15 protein-coding genes are annotated in these 15405 nt (G+C 70.6%); 3 read left to right on the top strand and 12 right to left on the bottom strand.

What is annotated here, in order from left to right:
* Nucleotides 1–8 precede the first annotated feature (8 nt).
* The 6 genes from BLR02_RS21785 to BLR02_RS21760 form a co-directional block, all read right to left on the bottom strand.
* Entirely contained in the window at nt 9–665 is a 657-nt protein-coding gene (locus BLR02_RS21785) for an ABC transporter ATP-binding protein (protein ID WP_090664630.1), read from the bottom strand.
* Nucleotides 658–1413 (bottom strand): ABC transporter ATP-binding protein, encoded by a 756-nt coding sequence (locus BLR02_RS21780; RefSeq protein ID WP_090565808.1) that lies wholly within the window; start codon nt 1411–1413, stop codon nt 658–660. Before BLR02_RS21780 ends, BLR02_RS21785 begins: the two co-directional genes overlap by 8 nt.
* Nucleotides 1410–2333, bottom strand: coding sequence for a branched-chain amino acid ABC transporter permease (locus BLR02_RS21775; protein ID WP_090565806.1), 924 nt, complete (start codon nt 2331–2333; stop codon nt 1410–1412). The genes BLR02_RS21780 and BLR02_RS21775 overlap by 4 nt, the downstream gene beginning before the upstream one ends.
* Nucleotides 2330–3265, bottom strand: coding sequence for a branched-chain amino acid ABC transporter permease (locus BLR02_RS21770; RefSeq protein WP_090565804.1), 936 nt, complete (start codon nt 3263–3265; stop codon nt 2330–2332). The genes BLR02_RS21775 and BLR02_RS21770 overlap by 4 nt, the downstream gene beginning before the upstream one ends.
* Nucleotides 3265–4581: an ABC transporter substrate-binding protein gene (locus BLR02_RS21765; RefSeq protein WP_090565802.1), complete on the bottom strand. Its 1317-nt coding sequence runs from the start codon at nt 4579–4581 to the stop codon at nt 3265–3267. Before BLR02_RS21765 ends, BLR02_RS21770 begins: the two co-directional genes overlap by 1 nt.
* Before the next feature lie 91 nt (nt 4582–4672).
* On the bottom strand, nt 4673–6247 hold the full coding sequence (locus BLR02_RS21760; RefSeq protein WP_176849731.1) for an ABC transporter substrate-binding protein: 1575 nt from the start codon (nt 6245–6247) through the stop codon (nt 4673–4675).
* A 54-nt stretch (nt 6248–6301) separates the two neighbouring features.
* On the opposite strand from BLR02_RS21760, the gene pdxY reads away from it, so the two are divergent.
* On the top strand, nt 6302–7144 hold the full coding sequence (pdxY, locus tag BLR02_RS21755) for a pyridoxal kinase PdxY (protein WP_090664662.1): 843 nt from the start codon (nt 6302–6304) through the stop codon (nt 7142–7144).
* Here the strand turns inward: pdxY and BLR02_RS21750 are convergent.
* On the bottom strand, nt 7141–7602 hold the full coding sequence (locus BLR02_RS21750; protein ID WP_090565798.1) for a hypothetical protein: 462 nt from the start codon (nt 7600–7602) through the stop codon (nt 7141–7143). The genes pdxY and BLR02_RS21750 overlap by 4 nt on opposite strands.
* Entirely contained in the window at nt 7599–8783 is a 1185-nt protein-coding gene (locus BLR02_RS21745; protein ID WP_176849730.1) for a threonine synthase, read from the bottom strand. Before BLR02_RS21745 ends, BLR02_RS21750 begins: the two co-directional genes overlap by 4 nt.
* Before the next feature lie 140 nt (nt 8784–8923).
* Here BLR02_RS21745 and BLR02_RS21740 point away from each other — a divergent pair, with 140 nt between their 5' ends.
* Nucleotides 8924–9961, top strand: a complete 1038-nt coding sequence (locus tag BLR02_RS21740; RefSeq protein ID WP_090664627.1) for an amino acid ABC transporter substrate-binding protein — start codon at nt 8924–8926, stop codon at nt 9959–9961.
* Here the strand turns inward: BLR02_RS21740 and BLR02_RS21735 are convergent, their stop codons facing one another.
* A complete protein-coding gene (locus BLR02_RS21735; RefSeq protein ID WP_176849729.1) occupies nt 9962–10894 on the bottom strand; it encodes an AEC family transporter in 933 nt (310 codons plus the stop codon).
* A gap of 93 nt (nt 10895–10987) precedes the next feature.
* On the opposite strand from BLR02_RS21735, the gene BLR02_RS21730 reads away from it, so the two are divergent.
* On the top strand, nt 10988–12058 hold the full coding sequence (locus tag BLR02_RS21730; RefSeq protein WP_090664626.1) for an LLM class flavin-dependent oxidoreductase: 1071 nt from the start codon (nt 10988–10990) through the stop codon (nt 12056–12058).
* Here the strand turns inward: BLR02_RS21730 and BLR02_RS21725 are convergent.
* From BLR02_RS21725 to araD, 3 genes are all read right to left on the bottom strand, one after another.
* The gene (locus BLR02_RS21725; RefSeq protein ID WP_090664661.1) at nt 12039–13394 is read right to left on the bottom strand and encodes an amidase; all 1356 of its coding nucleotides are present in this window, start codon (nt 13392–13394) and stop codon (nt 12039–12041) included. The genes BLR02_RS21730 and BLR02_RS21725 overlap by 20 nt on opposite strands.
* Nucleotides 13395–13442: 48 nt before the next feature.
* Nucleotides 13443–13571 (bottom strand): hypothetical protein, encoded by a 129-nt coding sequence (locus BLR02_RS30920; RefSeq protein WP_256336927.1) that lies wholly within the window; start codon nt 13569–13571, stop codon nt 13443–13445.
* 61 nt (nt 13572–13632) lie between these two features.
* A complete protein-coding gene (araD, locus tag BLR02_RS21720) occupies nt 13633–15360 on the bottom strand; it encodes an L-arabinonate dehydratase (RefSeq protein WP_090664625.1) in 1728 nt (575 codons plus the stop codon).
* Nucleotides 15361–15405: the final 45 nt, after the last annotated feature.

Genomic DNA, 15405 nt, shown 5'->3' with positions numbered 1-15405 from the left:
GGCAAGCTTCATACCGGTGCCATTTCCCCACGCTCAATTACATAGGTCGCCTGCACCAATGGCCGCAGGAGCTCCGGATTGCTCTCGGTGATGAGGATGGCGACATCGGGCAGCGCCTGGCGCAGCCGGGCCAGGGCCTCGGCGTAGCGGAGAGCGAGCGCCGGGGCGAGGCCCTGGAAGGGCTCGTCCAGCAGCACAGCCCTGGTGCCGACCATCAGCGCCCGGCCGAGCGCCACCATTTTCCCCTGTCCACCGGACAGGCCCGCGGCCCGGCGAGGGGCCAGGTCGCGCAACTCCGGCAGCAGGGTGAAGACAGCCTCCAGCCTCCGCGCCGTCTCGGCCGCCGGCAGGCGCAGCACCTGGGCCGGCAGCAGCATGTTCTCCTGGACCGAGAAGCTGCCGAAGAGCCGGCGCTCCTCCGGCGCATAGCCGATGCCGAGCCGGGCGCGATGATGCGCCGGCACCGCCGTCGCCTCCCGGCCGTCAATGGTGACCTGCCCCTCACGCACCGGCAGCAGCCCCATCAGGGCGCGGAGGGTGGTGGTCTTCCCGGCGCCGTTGCGGCCGATCAGCGCCACCCGCCCGCCGGGCGGCACGGCCAGCGAGACGCCGCGCAACACGCGGATGCCGGCGATGTCGACGGAGACGCCTGTGAGTTCAAGCATCGGCGGCGATCCCGATCACGTCCCGCCGCACCGCCGGGTCGGCCAGCACCTCGGCGGGCGGGCCGAGGGCTGCGATCCGGCCCTGGCTCCAGACCGCCACCCGGTCGGCGAAGCGGGCGACCACATCCATGTCGTGCTCGACGAAAACCGCGGTGACGCCGGTGCTGCGCAGCACGCGCACCAGCGTCTCGACGATTGCCATCTTCTCGGCCGCGGCGACGCCGCTGGTCGGCTCGTCCATCAGCAGCAGGCTCGGCTCCAGCGCGACTGCCATGGCGATGTCGGCGAGCTTTCGGGCACCCTCGTTCAGCGCATCGGCGCGCGCCTCGGCAACCGCGCGCAGGCCGAAGCGGTCCAGCAGGTCCATCGCCTCATCCCGCCAGCGAGGGCGGAGCAGGGGGGCGAGGGGGGACCAGATGCCGCGCCGGGCGGCGATGGCCAGTGCCGCATTCTCCAGCACCGTATGTTCGGTGAAGAGCTGGGGGAGCTGGAAGCTGCGGCCGATCCCCCGCCGGACGATGGCCCGGGGTGAGAGGCCGAGGATGGGCTTGCCCTCGAACTCGATCCTGCCGGCCTGGGGGCGCAGGTAACCGGTCGTCATGTTGATGAAGGTGGTCTTGCCGGCACCGTTCGGGCCGATGATGGCCAGGAACTCGCCGTGCCGGACATCAAGGTCGATGCCATCGGCCGCCTTGACGCCGCCGAAGGCGAGGCGGAGCCCTCGGGCGGAAAGCAGCACCTCGCTCATGCGCGCCACCGCCGGGACAGCAGCCCCCAGACCCCGCCCGGGGCGAAGAGGATGACCACGAGCAGCACCGCGCCGAGGATCATCTGCCAGGCCTCGGCGACGGCCGCGGCGGCATAGACCCGCACGAGCTCGAAGGCCGTGGCCCCGAGGAAGGGACCGAGCGCGCTGCCGGCACCGCCGAGGATGGCGATGAAGACCAGCTCGCCCGATGCCGTCCAGTAGGCGATCTGCGGGGTCACGTGGCGCGTGGTCATCGCCACCAGCGCGCCGCCGACGCCGCCCATCAGCGCCGAGAGCACATAGGCGAAGAGCAGCACCCGCCGGGCGGGCACGCCCATGAATTCCAGCCGCGTCTCCCGCGTCTTGATCCCCGCCAGCGCGCGGCCCATGGGCGAGGCCAGATAGACGCTGACCAGCAGGCCGAACAGGATGGCGAGGCCGAGCGCGATGCCGAACATCACCCATTCCTGCACCGGCCGCTCCGGCTGGGTACCGGCGAAGGTGAGGCCTGCGACGCGGATGCCGTCAGTGCCCTTGGTGATGGCGTAGAGCTTCTCCAGGAGGGAGTAGAGCACCATGGCGAAGGCCAGGTTCAGCATGCCGAAGAAGATGTCCCGGTAACGCACCAGGAAGAGGCCGATAACAAGGCCGAAGCCCGTGGCGACCAGCGCGGCCGCGGGCAGCAGGAGCAGAACCTCAGGCTCCGTTGGGGCCATGAAGGCGACGGTGTAGGCGCCCAGCGCCAGGAACATGGAGTGGCCGAAGCTCACCTGCCCCGCCCGCAGCAGCAGCAGGATGCCGAGCACGGCAATGCCTTTGGCCAGGGCGATGGTGAGGATGAATTTCAGCCACGGCACCGCCCAGGCACAGGCGATGAGAGCGAATGCGCCGAGCGCGGCGAGCAGGGGCTCGCGCTTCATACCCGGCGGGTCTCGATCACGCCGAACAGCCCCTGCGGCCGCACCAGCAGCACCGCCACCATGATGAGATACGGCACCACCACCTCGAATTCCGGGGCGAAATAGACCGCGATGCTGCGTCCGAGGCCGATCATCAGCGCGGTCAGCGCGGCTCCCTCGATCTGCCCGAGCCCCGCCGTCGCCACCACGGCGAATGAGAGCACGATGGTCTGCGCCCCGATACCTGGCACCAATGCCGTGGTCGGCGAGGCCAGCGCTCCGCCCAGCGCCGCCAACCCGGCGCCGAAGGAGAAGGTCAGCAGCATGATGCGTGCGGCATCGATGCCCATGGCGGTCGCTGCCTCCTTGTCCGTGGTGACGGCGACGATCACGCGGCCGGTCAGCGTCCGCCGCAGGAACCAGGCGAGGGCGATGAGGGTCGCCAGCGCGATGCCTGGCAGGACGAAGAGCTGATAGGCGGTGAAGGGGATGACATCATCGCCGAAGGGGATGTCCACCGTGCCGAGAAATCTCAAGGGCGCATCCTGCGAGACCGGCTGCACGCCCCAGACCAGCTTCTGCACATCCTCAAGGATCATGAAGAGGGCGAAGGTGACAAGGAGCTGCAGCACATCCTCATGGCCATAGATGCGCCGCAGCAGCAGCCGCTCGATCAGCGGGCCGAGCACCGCGCCGACGGCGACCGCCGCCAGCACCAGCGCCACATAGCCCATCCAGGCCGGCAGGCCGCGCGAGGCGAAGAACAGGCCGATCGAGGCGGCCGTATAGGCGCCGATGGCGAAGAGGCTGCCATGCGCCACGTTGACGATGCGCAGCACGCCGAAGACGAGGTTCAGCCCCACCGCCACCATGAAGACCAGCGCCGCATAGGCCAGGCCGTCCAGCAGCGCCAGGCCGAGCAGCAGGCTGTTCTCGGAGAGCCAGGTTGCCATCAGCCGGCGATCGGCGCCGGGACCTGGTTGAGGAAGTCGGGCTTCAGTGACTTCAGCCAGTCGACGCTCTTCTGTCCGACCGGCGTCGAGACCATGGCGGCAGGGAAGAGGATCATGTCCTTCGGCACGGCGAAGGGGTATTGCTGGTTGAAGCTGCTGAGGCCGACGATCTGGTCCTCGAGGCCCTGGCCATCCTCCCGCAGCGTGATGCTGGAGGTCGGGCTGTCGAAGGTCAGGCCGCGGAAGGCATTGGCCAGTTCCTGGTCGTTCGGCCAGCCGCCGCCCTTCGCCGCGATGGCCTTGGCATAGGCCGCCTGCATGGCGGAGATGGCCTGGGCCATGTGATGGCAGGGATAGATCGGGTACTCGTTGTATTTCGAACGGTAGAGGTCGACGAAGCGCTTCAGCCGCGCCGGGTCCTTCGGCGAGGGATGGTTGTTCCAGTGATCGCCGCGGGCGCCGATGATATGGCCGGGCTGCATGGTGCGGCCGAGGATCTGCATCGAGGCCTCGGCGATGGGCAGCACGAAGGTGGAGCGCTCGAAGAGCCGCCGCTCGGCGGATTGGCGGAGCAGGGTGACGAGGTCGCCGCCCCAGCTCGTCGAGAGGATCACGTCGGGCCGCGCCGCCAGCAGCCGCGTGACCTCCGTGCTGTAGTCGGTGGCACCGAAGCGGGGGAACATCTCCGCCACCACCCGCACGCCGGGCTTCATCGCGTCCATGCCGGCCTTCCACAGCTCCCAGCTGTCACGGCCCCAGGCATAATCCTGGTTGATGACGGCGAGCGTCCGGAAGTCCGGCTTGTGCTTCAGCAGATAGAGCAGCGGCGCCAGCACCTCCGGCGTGCCGTATCCCTGGGTGCGGAAGGCATAGGGGTGCGGTGCCTCCTCGAAGATGCGCTGGGTGCCGCAATCCCAGAGCAGCGTCGTCTTCTTCATCTCGTCCGAGAGCGGCGTGCAGGCGAGGCAGGAGCCGGAGGAGATGGAGGCGAAGACGATCTGCACGCCCTCATTCTGCACCAGCCGGCGGAACTCACCGACCAGATGGTCCGTGCCGGGCGCCTCGTCGACGAAGAAGGGGCGTACCGGCACGCCGCCGATGCCGCCCGCCTTGTTGATCTCCTCGAAGAGCAGCTCCGCCATCTGCTTCGCGGGCACGCCGAAGACGCTGGCCGAGCCGGAGAGGAAGGTGGTGATGCCGACCCGCAGCTCGCTCGGCTTGCCCTGGGCCTGCGCTCCGCCGCCGGCGAGCAGCAGGCTTCCGGCGGTGGCGCCTGCGCCGAGCAGCGCGGCGCGGCGGGTGACGGCTTCGGTCATGCTGGCTCGGTCCTCTCCTTGGGGCACCCCGGTGTGTCCCGGGTTTCCCTGGCATCCTGCCGGGCGGCGAACGGGGAGGGAAGGGCCCTCCTCACTCATTGAGCTTCGCAATGTTCCAATAGACCGGCACCGGCGCGTCGAGGATGCCGGAGAGGCGTGCCGAATAGCCCCGCACCAGGCTGAACTGGCCGAGCGGCACATAGGGCACGCTCTCCAGCGCGCGGGCATGGTAGGCGGCGGCCGCCTCGCGCCGTGTACCGGCCTCCGGCGCGGCCAGGAAGGCATCGCGCAGCCGCTCCATGGCCTGGTCACAGGGCCAGCCGGGCAGGGCGGTGCGCTCGCAGGCGGACCGCATGGCATTGTGCCCGGCCGGGTCCATCGCATCGAGGCCGGAGGGAGCGGAGACGAAGAGGTTCCAGCCCTGCGATCCCGGATTGCGGGAGAGGCGGCGCTGCACCAGCGTCGCCCAGTCCATCGCCTGCACGTCGACGGTGAGCCCTGCCTGCTTCAGCAGGTCGGCCGAGACCAGGGCGAGGGTGTGGCTGATGGTGCTGTCCTGCGCGTCGAGCACCACCACCGGCGTGCCGTCATAGCCGCTGGCGGCGACGAGGCGCCGTGCCTCGGCGAGATCCGGCGTCACCCAGCCCTCCTGCGTATGGTAGGGGCTGCCGCAGACATAGAAGGAACGGCAGTCGCGCCAGAGCGCCGGGTCACCCAGATAGGCCGGCAGGATCTTTGCCGGATCGACCAGCCGCAGCATGGCCTGGCGCAGGCGCGGGTTGTCGAAGGGCGGCACCGCCTGGTTCATGCGGAAGATCGGCTGCACCCCGACATTATCCTGCGGACCGAGCCGCAGGCTCCGGTTGCGCCGGACCACGGGGAAGAGGTCGGGCGGCAATTCCTCGAAGATGTCGATCTCGCCGGCGGCCAGCGCATTGAGCGCGGTCTGCGCATCCGGCAGGTAGACCCATTCGACACGCTCCACCCCGGCCCGCTTGCCGCCCGCCAGCCCGTCCGGCGCATCGGCGCGCGGAACATAGGCTGGGTTGCGCCGGTAGGTGACGCGGTCGCCCGCCCGCCAATCCTCCCGCCGTAGCGTGAAGGGGCCGGAGCCGGTCGGGTCGGTGATCGGCGTCGCGGCGGGCGTCGCGGCGACCCGCGCCGGCATGATGAAGGCCGGCTGGCCGGAAGGCTTGGCGAGCGCCTCCAGCATCAGTCCGAAGGGGGATCTCAGCGTGATGCGGAAGGCATCCGGGGCGGTCGGCTCGATCGCCGTCGCCAGGCTCATGAGCTGCTGGCCGAGCCCGTCCCGCATGGCCCAGCGGCGCAGGCTGGCGACCACATCCTCGGCGGTGACCGGCGCTCCGTCATGGAAGCGCAGCCTCTCGCGGAGGGTGAAGTCCCAGGTCAGGCCGTCTGCCGAATTGGTCCAGAGCGCCACCATCTGCGGCTGCGGCCGCAGCCTGGAGTCGAGGGCGAAGAGCGTGTCGTAGACCATGTAGCCATGGTTGCGCGCCATGTATTCGGGGCTGATGAAGGGGTCGATGGAGCGCAGGTCGCCGAACAGCTTGACCCGCAGCACATTCGGGTCGCCCCGCCCCTGCGCGCCGGCCTCCGGTGCCGGCAGCAGCAGGGCTGCCGCCAGCAAAGCGATGATGCGGCGCATTGGCCGTCTCCTCCCCGGTTTTCGTTGCGGCCAGGATGCCCTAGCCTCGCCGCCGTGAACATCCTTTCGATCCAGTCCTGGGTGGCCTATGGCCATGTCGGCAATGCCAGCGCGGTATTTCCCCTGCAGCGGCTCGGGGCGGAGGTCTGGGCGGTCAACACCGTGCAGTTCTCCAACCATCCCGGCCATGGCGCCTTCCGCGGTACGGTCTTTCCGGCGAGCCTCATCCGCGACTGCGTGCAGGGGATCGAGGAGCGGGGCGTGCTCCCATCCTGCGATGCCGTGCTCTCCGGCTATATCGGCGACGCGGAGACGGGCGAGGCGGTGCTGGATGCGGTGGCGCGGGTGAAAGCCGCCAATCCCGCCGCGATGTATTGCTGCGACCCGGTGATCGGCGACGATGGCCGCGTCTATGTCCGGCCAGGGATTGCCGAGCTGCTGCGCGACCGGGCGATACCCCTGGCCGATATCGCCACGCCCAATCAGTTCGAGCTGGAATGGCTGACCGGCGGCACGATCCGCACGCTGGAAGGCGCGAAATCCGCCATCGCCGCGCTGCAGGCCCGCGGCCCGCGCTGCGTCATGGTGACCAGCCTCCGCACCGAGGAGACGCCGGCGGATGCCATGGACCTGCTGGCCGGGGAAGGCGGGCGCTTCTGGCGGCTGCGGACGCCTCGGCTCGCGCAATCCTTCAACGGAGCCGGGGATGCGATCGCCGCACTCTTCCTCTTCCACCGGCTGCGCGGCGAGGCGGCGGGGGCGATGGCGGCGGCCGCCTCCTCCATCTATGGCCTGCTGCGGCGGACCATGGCTGCGGGCTCGCGCGAACTCCTGACGGTCGCGGCGCAGGAGGAGTTCGTCCGCCCAGGCACTTGGTTCGAGCCGGAGGGGGTCTAGCCCGGCCGGAACCCCTCCATCACCCGCAGCACGTCGGGGCGCAATGCCGGCCATTCCGCCTCAGGCGCCGAGGCGATGAGGAGGAAGCTGCGATCCCGCCCGTAAAGGCAGACGGCCCGAACCATCACCGTCTGGCGGCTGCCGATGCCCATGCCGCGGGTCTCGATGGCGGTGCCGGGCAGACCACCGAGCCGCACCATCTCCTCCGCTGGCAGGTTCGGGAAATGGAAGGGGCGGAAGGCCTGCAGCATCGCGGCCAGATGCCCCGGCCGGCTGGCCGGCGGCACCGGCCGCTGCACGCGGATCAGCACCATCCCCGTCTCCGGCGCATCCGGGCGGGGAGCGCGGTCGCGCAGGATGGTCCAGCCGAGGGCCTGGCCGGTCATGCGGAGATGCTCGCCCTCCGTCACCTGGAAGGGCAGGCCGGCGGCGAACAGGAGCAGGTCGCGCCGGATCATGCGCCCTCCACCATGGCGGCCACCGCCTCCGGGTCATTCGCCGCGCTGCCGCAGACCAGCGCCACCACCTCGGCCTCGGGCGGCAGGCGGCCGGCTTCCGCCTCCTGCAGGGCTGCCGCGAGGGCGATGGCGCCGGCGGGCTCGGCACCGATGCCCTCCTCCGCCGCCAGCAGCCGCATCGCCCGCAGCACCGTCGCATCCGGCACGGCACGCGCCGCCCCGCCGGTCCCGCGCAGGGCGCGGAGGGCCAGCGGGCCGCCGATCCGCGGGTTGCCCACCATCAGCACGCTGGTCAGGCTCGGCTCTGGTCGGACGGGGTGGATGGCCTCGTCGCCACGGTCGAAGGCGGCCACGACCGGGGCGCAATGGGCGAATTGCGCGCCGTAGAGGCGGGGCATCCGCTCCAGCAGGCCGAGCGCCTGCAACTCGCCGAGACCTTTCCAGGGGGCGACCACCGCCGCCCCGCCCCCAAGCGGCAGGAACAGCGCATCCGGTCCGCGCCAGCCGGTCTGCCGGGCGATCTCGAAGCCGATGGTCTTCTCGCCCTCGACGACGAAGGGGTTGGTCCAGGTCGTGGCGGGCAGCCATTCACCGGCCGCGGCGCCGGCCTCGACGCGGCGATTGGCGGCATCCAGCCCGCCCTCCACCCATTCGAGCCTTGCCCCCAGCGTCCGCAGGCGCGCCAGCTTGCTCGGCGAGGGCGCGCCCTCGCGGCCGAGCACGACAACCGCCTCGATCCCGGCGCGGCGAGCATGCATCGCCAACGCCGCGCCGCCATTGCCCGAGGAGGCGAGGGCGATGCGCGTCCCGCCCTGCTCCAGCGCGGCGGCGACCACGGCGGTATGCGGCCGGTCCTTGTGCGAGAGGCTCGGCAGCAGCAGGTCGAGCTTGAGGTGGAGGCGCGGCAGGCCGATCCGCCGCCCGAGCCGGGGGGCAGGCAGAAGGGGCGTCGCCATCTCCCCGAAGCCGGCGGAGGCGAGGCTGGCCGGGTCATGGAAGGGCAGCAACTCGGCCCAGGCAGAGAGCAGCAGGGGCGGACGGGCCTCTATCGTCGCGCGGCTCAGCCGGCCGGGCGGCAGCCGGTAGCGCGGCATGACGGCCCCGCCGCAGGCCTGGCACAGCCCCATGATGCTGGAGGGCGCCTCGCCGCAGCCGGTACAATGGAGGAAGACATGCTCCATGGCGCGCACCCTAGACCAGGACCGGCATCCCCTGGAACGCCGATCCTGGCCGGGTTCGGCCGTTCCGCCCCTGGCAATCGGGCTCTGGCCTTGCGTCCACCGCTTGCCCATCATGCCCGGCCATCACCGGGAGACCATGGATGACCAAGCCCTTGCTTGCCGCCGCTCTCGCCGCCGGCCTCGGCCTGCTCGCGCCGGCCGCAGCCCATGCCCAGGCGCAGAGCGCCGGCCCGACCCTTTCTGCAGTGCGGCAGCGGGACATCCTGGTCTGCGGCACCTCGACCGGCGCGGCCGGCTTCTCTCTCCCCGACAGCCGCGGCGAGTATCGCGGCATCGACAACGACCTCTGCCGCGCGCTGGCCGGGTCGGTGCTCGGCGACGCGGCGAAGGTCCGCTGGGTGCCGCTGACGACCACGGCCCGGCTGCCGGCGCTGCAGTCCGGCCAGATCGACGTGCTGATCCGCACGGTCACCTGGACCCAGGGGCGCGACACGGCCAATGGGCTGAACTTCACGGCGGTGAGTTTCTATGACGGCCAGGGCTTCCTGCTGCGCACCTCGCTCGGCCTGAAATCGGCGCTGGAGCTGACCGGCGCCTCCATCTGCGTCGTCGCCGGCAGCACCAACGAGCTGAACCTGACGGATTGGGCGCGGGTCAACAACATCCGCTACAACCCCGTGGTCTTCGAGCAGAACGACGAGGCGCGGCGCAGCTACCTCGCCGGGCGGTGCGATGCCTACAGCACGGATGCCAGCCAGCTCGCCGGGCTTCGCGCCTCCTTCCCCCATCCGGAGGAGCATGTGATCCTTCCTGAGATCATCAGCAAGGAACCGCACTCGCCGGTCGTCCGCCATGGCGACGACCAGTGGTTCGACATCGTCCGCTGGACCTTCTTTGCCCTGCTGACGGCTGAGGAACTTGGCATCACCCAGGCGAATGTCGACAGCTTCATGAACAGCCAGAACCCCGAGGTGCGGCGGCTGCTCGGGCTGTCGGGTGACCACGGGCCGCTGATGGGGCTCGACCGGCGCTGGGCCTATTGGGCCATCAAGGCCGTGGGGAATTACGGCGAGATTTTCGAGCGCAATCTCGGGATGGGCAGCTCGATCAAGCTGCGCCGCGGGCTGAACGACCTCTGGACGCGGGGCGGGCTGATGTACGCGCCACCGATCCGCTGATCAGGGCACGGCCACCGGCGGGGCGATCAGCCAGGCCGTTGCCGGGAAGGCGAGAGCGGCGATCAGCGTCGAGAACAGCACCACGGCGGAGACCTCCTCGGTTGCCGCCTGGTTGCGCTGGGCCATCACAAAGGCATTGGTCGCGGTCGGCATGGCCGCGAGCAGCACGCCCGCCTGCACCCAGACCGGCGCCAGCCCCAGCACCTGGCCGAGCACCAGCCAGACCAGCAGAGGATAGAGCAGCAGCTTCGCCACCACGGCCCCGCTGGCCGCCGCCAGCAGCCGCCGGTCGATCCTGAGCCGCGCCAGCGTGCCGCCCAGGGCGAAAAGCGCGGTCGGTCCCGCGGCGCCGCCGAGGAAACCCAGGAAGCGCTCGACCGGCCCCGGCAGCGGGATGCCAGCCGCCCCCAGCAGCGCCCCGCCCGTGATCGAGAGCAGCACCGGGTTGAAGACGAGGATGCGCAACACCCGCCCCATGGTCCGGAACCCCGCCCCCGGCGCCATCAGCACCGAGCCGAGCGCCAGCACCACCGCCACCTCGGACATGATCGACATGGCGATCGGGCCGGCCCCCTGCTCGCCGAGCAGCGGCAGGATCAGCGGCGGACCGAGATAACCGACATTGCCCATCGCGGCGGCGGCGCCGATTGCGGCGGCCGGCCCGCGCCGGCGAAAGGGCAGCGCCGCCAGCATGACCAGGGCGAAGATGCCGAGGCAGGCGCCGAGATAGCCGAGGAAGAAGCCCGGCTCGAAGCTGCGGCCAAGCGGCTGGGCCGCCATCAGCCGCAGCAGCAGCGCCGGCAGGGCAAAGAGGAAGGAGAAGCTGCCGACCGCATCCACCATCGCCGGCTGGATCAGCCCGCGCCAGGCCGCAAACCACCCGACCCCGATGACGGCGAAGATCGGCAGGCAGATGGCGAGGAAGGCGATCACGCCCGCCACCATAGCGGGAGCGCCGCCGCTGGGAAGCTTGCCCCTCCGGCCCGGCCGCGCTTGGCTGTCGGAAACAGCGGAAGGAAATGGACCATGGAATTCGGCATCGCCATGGCGACGGACGCCGAGAGCTGGCGGCTGGCGCAGCGGGCGGAGGAGCTCGGCTTCCGCTCCGCCTGGTTCTACGACACCCAGATGTTGAGCGCCGACTGCTTCGTCGCCATGGGCGCGGCGGCGGTGAAGACCAGCCGCATCCGCCTCGGCACCGGGGTGCTGATCCCCTCCAACCGCATCGCCCCGGTTACCGCCAACGCCTTCGCCTCGTTGAACAAGCTGGCGCCGGGGCGGGTCGATATGGGGCTGGGCACCGGCTTCACCGGGCGGCGCGCCATGGGGCTCGGCGCCATGAAGCTGAAGGAGTTCGAGGAGTATGTGCGGGTGATGCTCGCCCTCCTCGCCGAGGAGACGGTCGAGGCGGAGCTTGAGGGTGAGCGCCGGAAGATCCGGCTACTGAACCCCGATCTCGGCCTGATCGATACCAGGTCGCCGATGCGGCTGCACCTGGCCGCCGCGGGCCCGAGGGCCCGGGCGCTGACGGCGCGGCTCGGCGCCGGGTGGATCAATTTCTTCTCCGATGTCCCGGCGGCGGTCGCCATGCTGGGCGAGATGCAGCAGGCCTGGGCCGCGGCCGGCCAGGCGCGGGAGGCCCTGCAGGCGACCGCCTTCGTCCTCGGCTGTGTGCTGGAGGAGGGGGAGCCCGCCGATAGCGAGCGCGCCATCGCCCAGGCCGGGCCCCGCGCTGCGGTGCTGCTGCATCGGGCTGCCGATGAGGTGCTCTCCGGCTTGCCCAACATCACCCCCGTGCCGGAGAGCTGCCGCGCGGCGGTGGAGGGCTATGTCGCGCTGGCCCGCGGCTTCGAGCCGAAGGATGCCCCCTGGCTGCAGAACCACCGGGGGCACCTGATGTTCGTGAAGCCGGAGGAGCGCCCCTTCGTCACCGCCGAGATGATCCGCATCAGCAGCTTCACCGCGACCGAGGCGGAGCTGCGGCGCCGTGTCGGCGACCTGCGCGATGCCGGCTATACGGAGTTCACCGTGCAGGTCGTCCCGGGGCAGGAGGCGGCCATCGAGGATTGGGGGCGGATCATGCGGGCGTTTCGCTGAGCGCCGCCTCTACCGCGGCCGCGGTGCGGAACAGGGCGGCATCCGCCATGGTTTCGCCGGTCAGCATCAGGCCGACCGGCGCCTCGCCCGGGCGATGGATCGGCAGGCTGATGCTGCAGCGGTCGAGGAAATTGCCCACGGCCGTGTTCCGCAGCAGCAACATGTTGATGCGGTTGTACTCCGCCTCCTGCTCCACCTCGGCGAGCGCCGGGGGGATGATGGGGCAGGTCGGTGTCACCATCGCATCGAATTCCGCGGTGCGGCGGGCAATGGCGGCGGAGAGGCGGGCGCGGGCGGCAACCAGGTCGATATAGTCCGCCGCACCCATCCGCTCGCCCCGGCGGATGCGGGCGAGGATGCGCGGGTCGTACTGGCTGGCCTTCTCGGCGATGAGGGCCCGGTGCCAGGCCCAGGCCTCGCTTGCCGCGAAGCCGCCCGTCGCATTCACCACCGGCAACTCGTCCAGTTCCGGGATATCGAACATGTCGATCCGCGCGCCGGCAGCGGACAGGCGGGAGAGGGCGCGCTGGAAGGCATTGCCAACCGCGATGTCGATATCATCCGTGAGGAAGGTCCGCCGCGGCAGGCCGAGACGGAGGCCAGCCAGAGGCCGGGCATGGAGGGGCTGCGGCGCCTCCTCGCCACTGATGACGGCATCGAGCAGATGGCAGCAGGCGACACTGCGGGCCAGCGGCCCGACCGAATCGAGCGAGGGGGCGAGGGGCAGCACGCCGGTGATGGGGACGCGGCGCGCCGTCGGCTTGTAGCCAACCACGCCGCAGAGCGCCGCCGGCACCCGGCAGGAGCCGCCGGTATCCGTCCCCAGCCCGCCAAAGCCCATATGATCGGCCGCCGCCACCGCAGCGCCGGAGGAGGAACCGCCTGGAAGACGCCCTGTCGCCCGGTCCCAGGGCGAGAGGGGGGTGCCGTAATGCGGGTTCACCCCGAGGCCGGAGAAGGCGAACTCCACCATATTCGTCCGGCCGATGACGACGAAGCCCTGGCGCCGCAGCCGCGCCACCACGGGCGCATCCTGTGCCGCGGCCGGCGCGTCCCGCAGCACGGCGGAGCCGGCCGGGGTCGGGTGCCCGCGCTCGTCGAACAGATCCTTAACGGTAACGGGGATGCCGGCCCAGGGACCCGGCGCGCGGCCGGCATGGCGCAGCGCATCCATGGCGCGCGCCTCGGCCCGCGCGGCCTCTGCATGGACGGCGGTGAAGGTGCGGCGGCCCTCGCCCTCGGGCGCGGCGACGCGGTCGAGCGCGGCATCGACCAGGGCTTCGGCGGAGATACGGCCGCTGGCGAGGGCGGCGGCGGCGTCGGCGATATGCTGCATGGGCGGGATGCTGGCCAGGATCACCGGCCCGGGCAAGCCCGCCCGTCGCTAATCCTGGTCGTTGGCGACGGGAACCCGCTCAACCTCTTCCATGGCCAGCGGGAAGAGCAGGGCGCCCAACATCCAGCCTTCCAGCAGATGAAACTCGGTTTCGCTTTCGTTCTCGTCGTCAGCCACGGGCTTTGCCTCTCGCAGAGCCCCTGTCTACTGGCCACTCGTTAAAACATCGATACACGGTTCAGTGAATTTCCGGCTCCGGCGTCGGCGCCCCGGCTTCCAGGAAGTCGAAGTCGCAGCCCTCATCGGCCTGACGGACATGGGCGAGGTGCAGCGCGGTCCAGCCTCGGCTGTAGCGCGGCGGCGGCGGCGTCCAGGCGGCCCGGCGGCGCTCCATCTCCGCCGGCTCGACCAGCAGGTCGAGGCTGCGGTTGGGCACGTCGAGCCGGATCGGGTCGCCGCTGCGGACCAGGGCCAATGGCCCGCCGACATGCGATTCGGGCGCCACATGCAGGATGCAGGTGCCGTAGCTGGTGCCGGACATGCGGGCATCCGAGAGCCGGACCATGTCCCGCACCCCCTGCTGCAACAGCTTCTTCGGGATCGGCATCATGCCCCATTCCGGCATGCCGGGGCCGCCCTGGGGCCCGGCCTGGCGCAGCACCAGCACGCTATCCGCCGTGACCTCGAGCGCCGGATCGTCGATCCGGGCATTCATGTCGTTGTAGTCCTCGAAGACCACGGCCGGGCCGGTATGGGTCAGCAGCTTCGGGTCGGCCGCGCTGGTCTTGATGACGGCGCCACGCGGGGCGAGCGAGCCGCGCAGGATGGCGACGCCGCCCTCCGCCTGCAGCGGCCGGTCGAGCGGACGGATGATATCCTCATTGTAGCACTCGGCACCCTCGAGGTTCTCGCCGAGTGTGGCGCCCGTGACGGTGCGGGCCGCGAGGTCCAGATGGGGGGCGAGACGGGCCAGGAAGGCCCGGGCCCCGCCGGCATAGTAGAAATCCTCCATCAGCCAGGTATCGCCATTGGGCCGCAGATTGGCGATCAGCGGCACCCGGCGGCTGATGGCATCGAACCGGTCGAGGTCGAGTTGGAAGCCGCCGCGCCGCGCCATGGCGATGAGGTGCGGAATGGCATTGGTCGAGCCGCCGAAGGCCATGGTCGCCGTCACCGCATTGTCGACGCTGCCCTGGGTCAGCAGGCTGGATGGTGTCGCATCCTCCCAGACCATCTCGACGATCCGGCGCCCGGCCGCGGTCGCCATGCGCGGATGGGCGGAATCGGCGGCCGGAATGGAGGAGGCGCCGGGCAGGGCGAGGCCCATCGCCTCCACCGCCAGCATCATCGTCGCCGCCGTGCCTGCCGTCATGCAGGTGCCGAAGCTGCGGGCGATGCCGCTCTCCATGTCCTTCCATTGCGCCGGTGTGATGTTGCCGGCGCGCAGCTCGGCATTGTACTTCCAGACATCGCTGCCGCTGCCGAGCTTCTTGCCATGCCAGTTGCCCGACAGCATTGGCCCGGCGGGGACGAAGATGCAGGGCAGGTTGGCCGAGAGCGCACCCATGACGAGGGCGGGCGGCGTCTTGTCGCAGCCGCCCATCAGCACGATCCCGTCGCAGGGGTGGCTGCGCGCCAGCTCCTCGGTCTCCATCGCAAGGAAGTTGCGATAGAGCATGCTGCTCGGCTTCTGGTACTGCTCGGTCACCGGATGCGCCGGCAATTCCACCGGGAAGCCACCGGCCTGCCAGACGCCACGCTTCACCTCCTCGGCACGCGTGCGGAAATGCGCGTGGCAGACGCTGAGGTCGGACCAGGTATTGATGATGCCGATCACCGGCTTGCCGCGGAAATCCCCCTCCGCAAGGCCGGTCTGCAACAGGCGGGAGCGATGGCCGAAGGCGCGAAGGTCGTCGACCCCGAACCAGCGATGGCTGCGCAACTCCTCGGGCCTTTTCCGGCGCATGGCATTTCCCCAGCAGCAATGACTTCCGACCTACCCTGGCAGCTG

Source organism: Belnapia rosea (assembly GCF_900101615.1).
Classification (GTDB): Bacteria; Pseudomonadota; Alphaproteobacteria; order Acetobacterales; family Acetobacteraceae; genus Belnapia; species Belnapia rosea.
The sequence above is the reverse complement of the archived record's forward strand: the minus strand, read 5'-3'. Positions and strand labels throughout refer to the sequence as shown.

Coding starts and splice junctions, on each gene's coding strand:
- BLR02_RS21785 (WP_090664630.1), bottom strand. CDS start 665: ATGCTTGAACTCACAGGCGTCTCCGTCGACATCGCCGGCATCCGCGTG.
- BLR02_RS21780 (WP_090565808.1), bottom strand. CDS start 1,413: ATGAGCGAGGTGCTGCTTTCCGCCCGAGGGCTCCGCCTCGCCTTCGGC.
- BLR02_RS21775 (WP_090565806.1), bottom strand. CDS start 2,333: ATGAAGCGCGAGCCCCTGCTCGCCGCGCTCGGCGCATTCGCTCTCATC.
- BLR02_RS21770 (WP_090565804.1), bottom strand. CDS start 3,265: ATGGCAACCTGGCTCTCCGAGAACAGCCTGCTGCTCGGCCTGGCGCTG.
- BLR02_RS21765 (WP_090565802.1), bottom strand. CDS start 4,581: ATGACCGAAGCCGTCACCCGCCGCGCCGCGCTGCTCGGCGCAGGCGCC.
- BLR02_RS21760 (WP_176849731.1), bottom strand. CDS start 6,247: ATGCGCCGCATCATCGCTTTGCTGGCGGCAGCCCTGCTGCTGCCGGCA.
- BLR02_RS21750 (WP_090565798.1), bottom strand. CDS start 7,602: ATGATCCGGCGCGACCTGCTCCTGTTCGCCGCCGGCCTGCCCTTCCAG.
- BLR02_RS21745 (WP_176849730.1), bottom strand. CDS start 8,783: ATGGAGCATGTCTTCCTCCATTGTACCGGCTGCGGCGAGGCGCCCTCC.
- BLR02_RS21740 (WP_090664627.1), top strand. CDS start 8,924: ATGACCAAGCCCTTGCTTGCCGCCGCTCTCGCCGCCGGCCTCGGCCTG.
- BLR02_RS21730 (WP_090664626.1), top strand. CDS start 10,988: ATGGAATTCGGCATCGCCATGGCGACGGACGCCGAGAGCTGGCGGCTG.
- BLR02_RS21725 (WP_090664661.1), bottom strand. CDS start 13,394: ATGCAGCATATCGCCGACGCCGCCGCCGCCCTCGCCAGCGGCCGTATC.
- araD (WP_090664625.1), bottom strand. CDS start 15,360: ATGCGCCGGAAAAGGCCCGAGGAGTTGCGCAGCCATCGCTGGTTCGGG.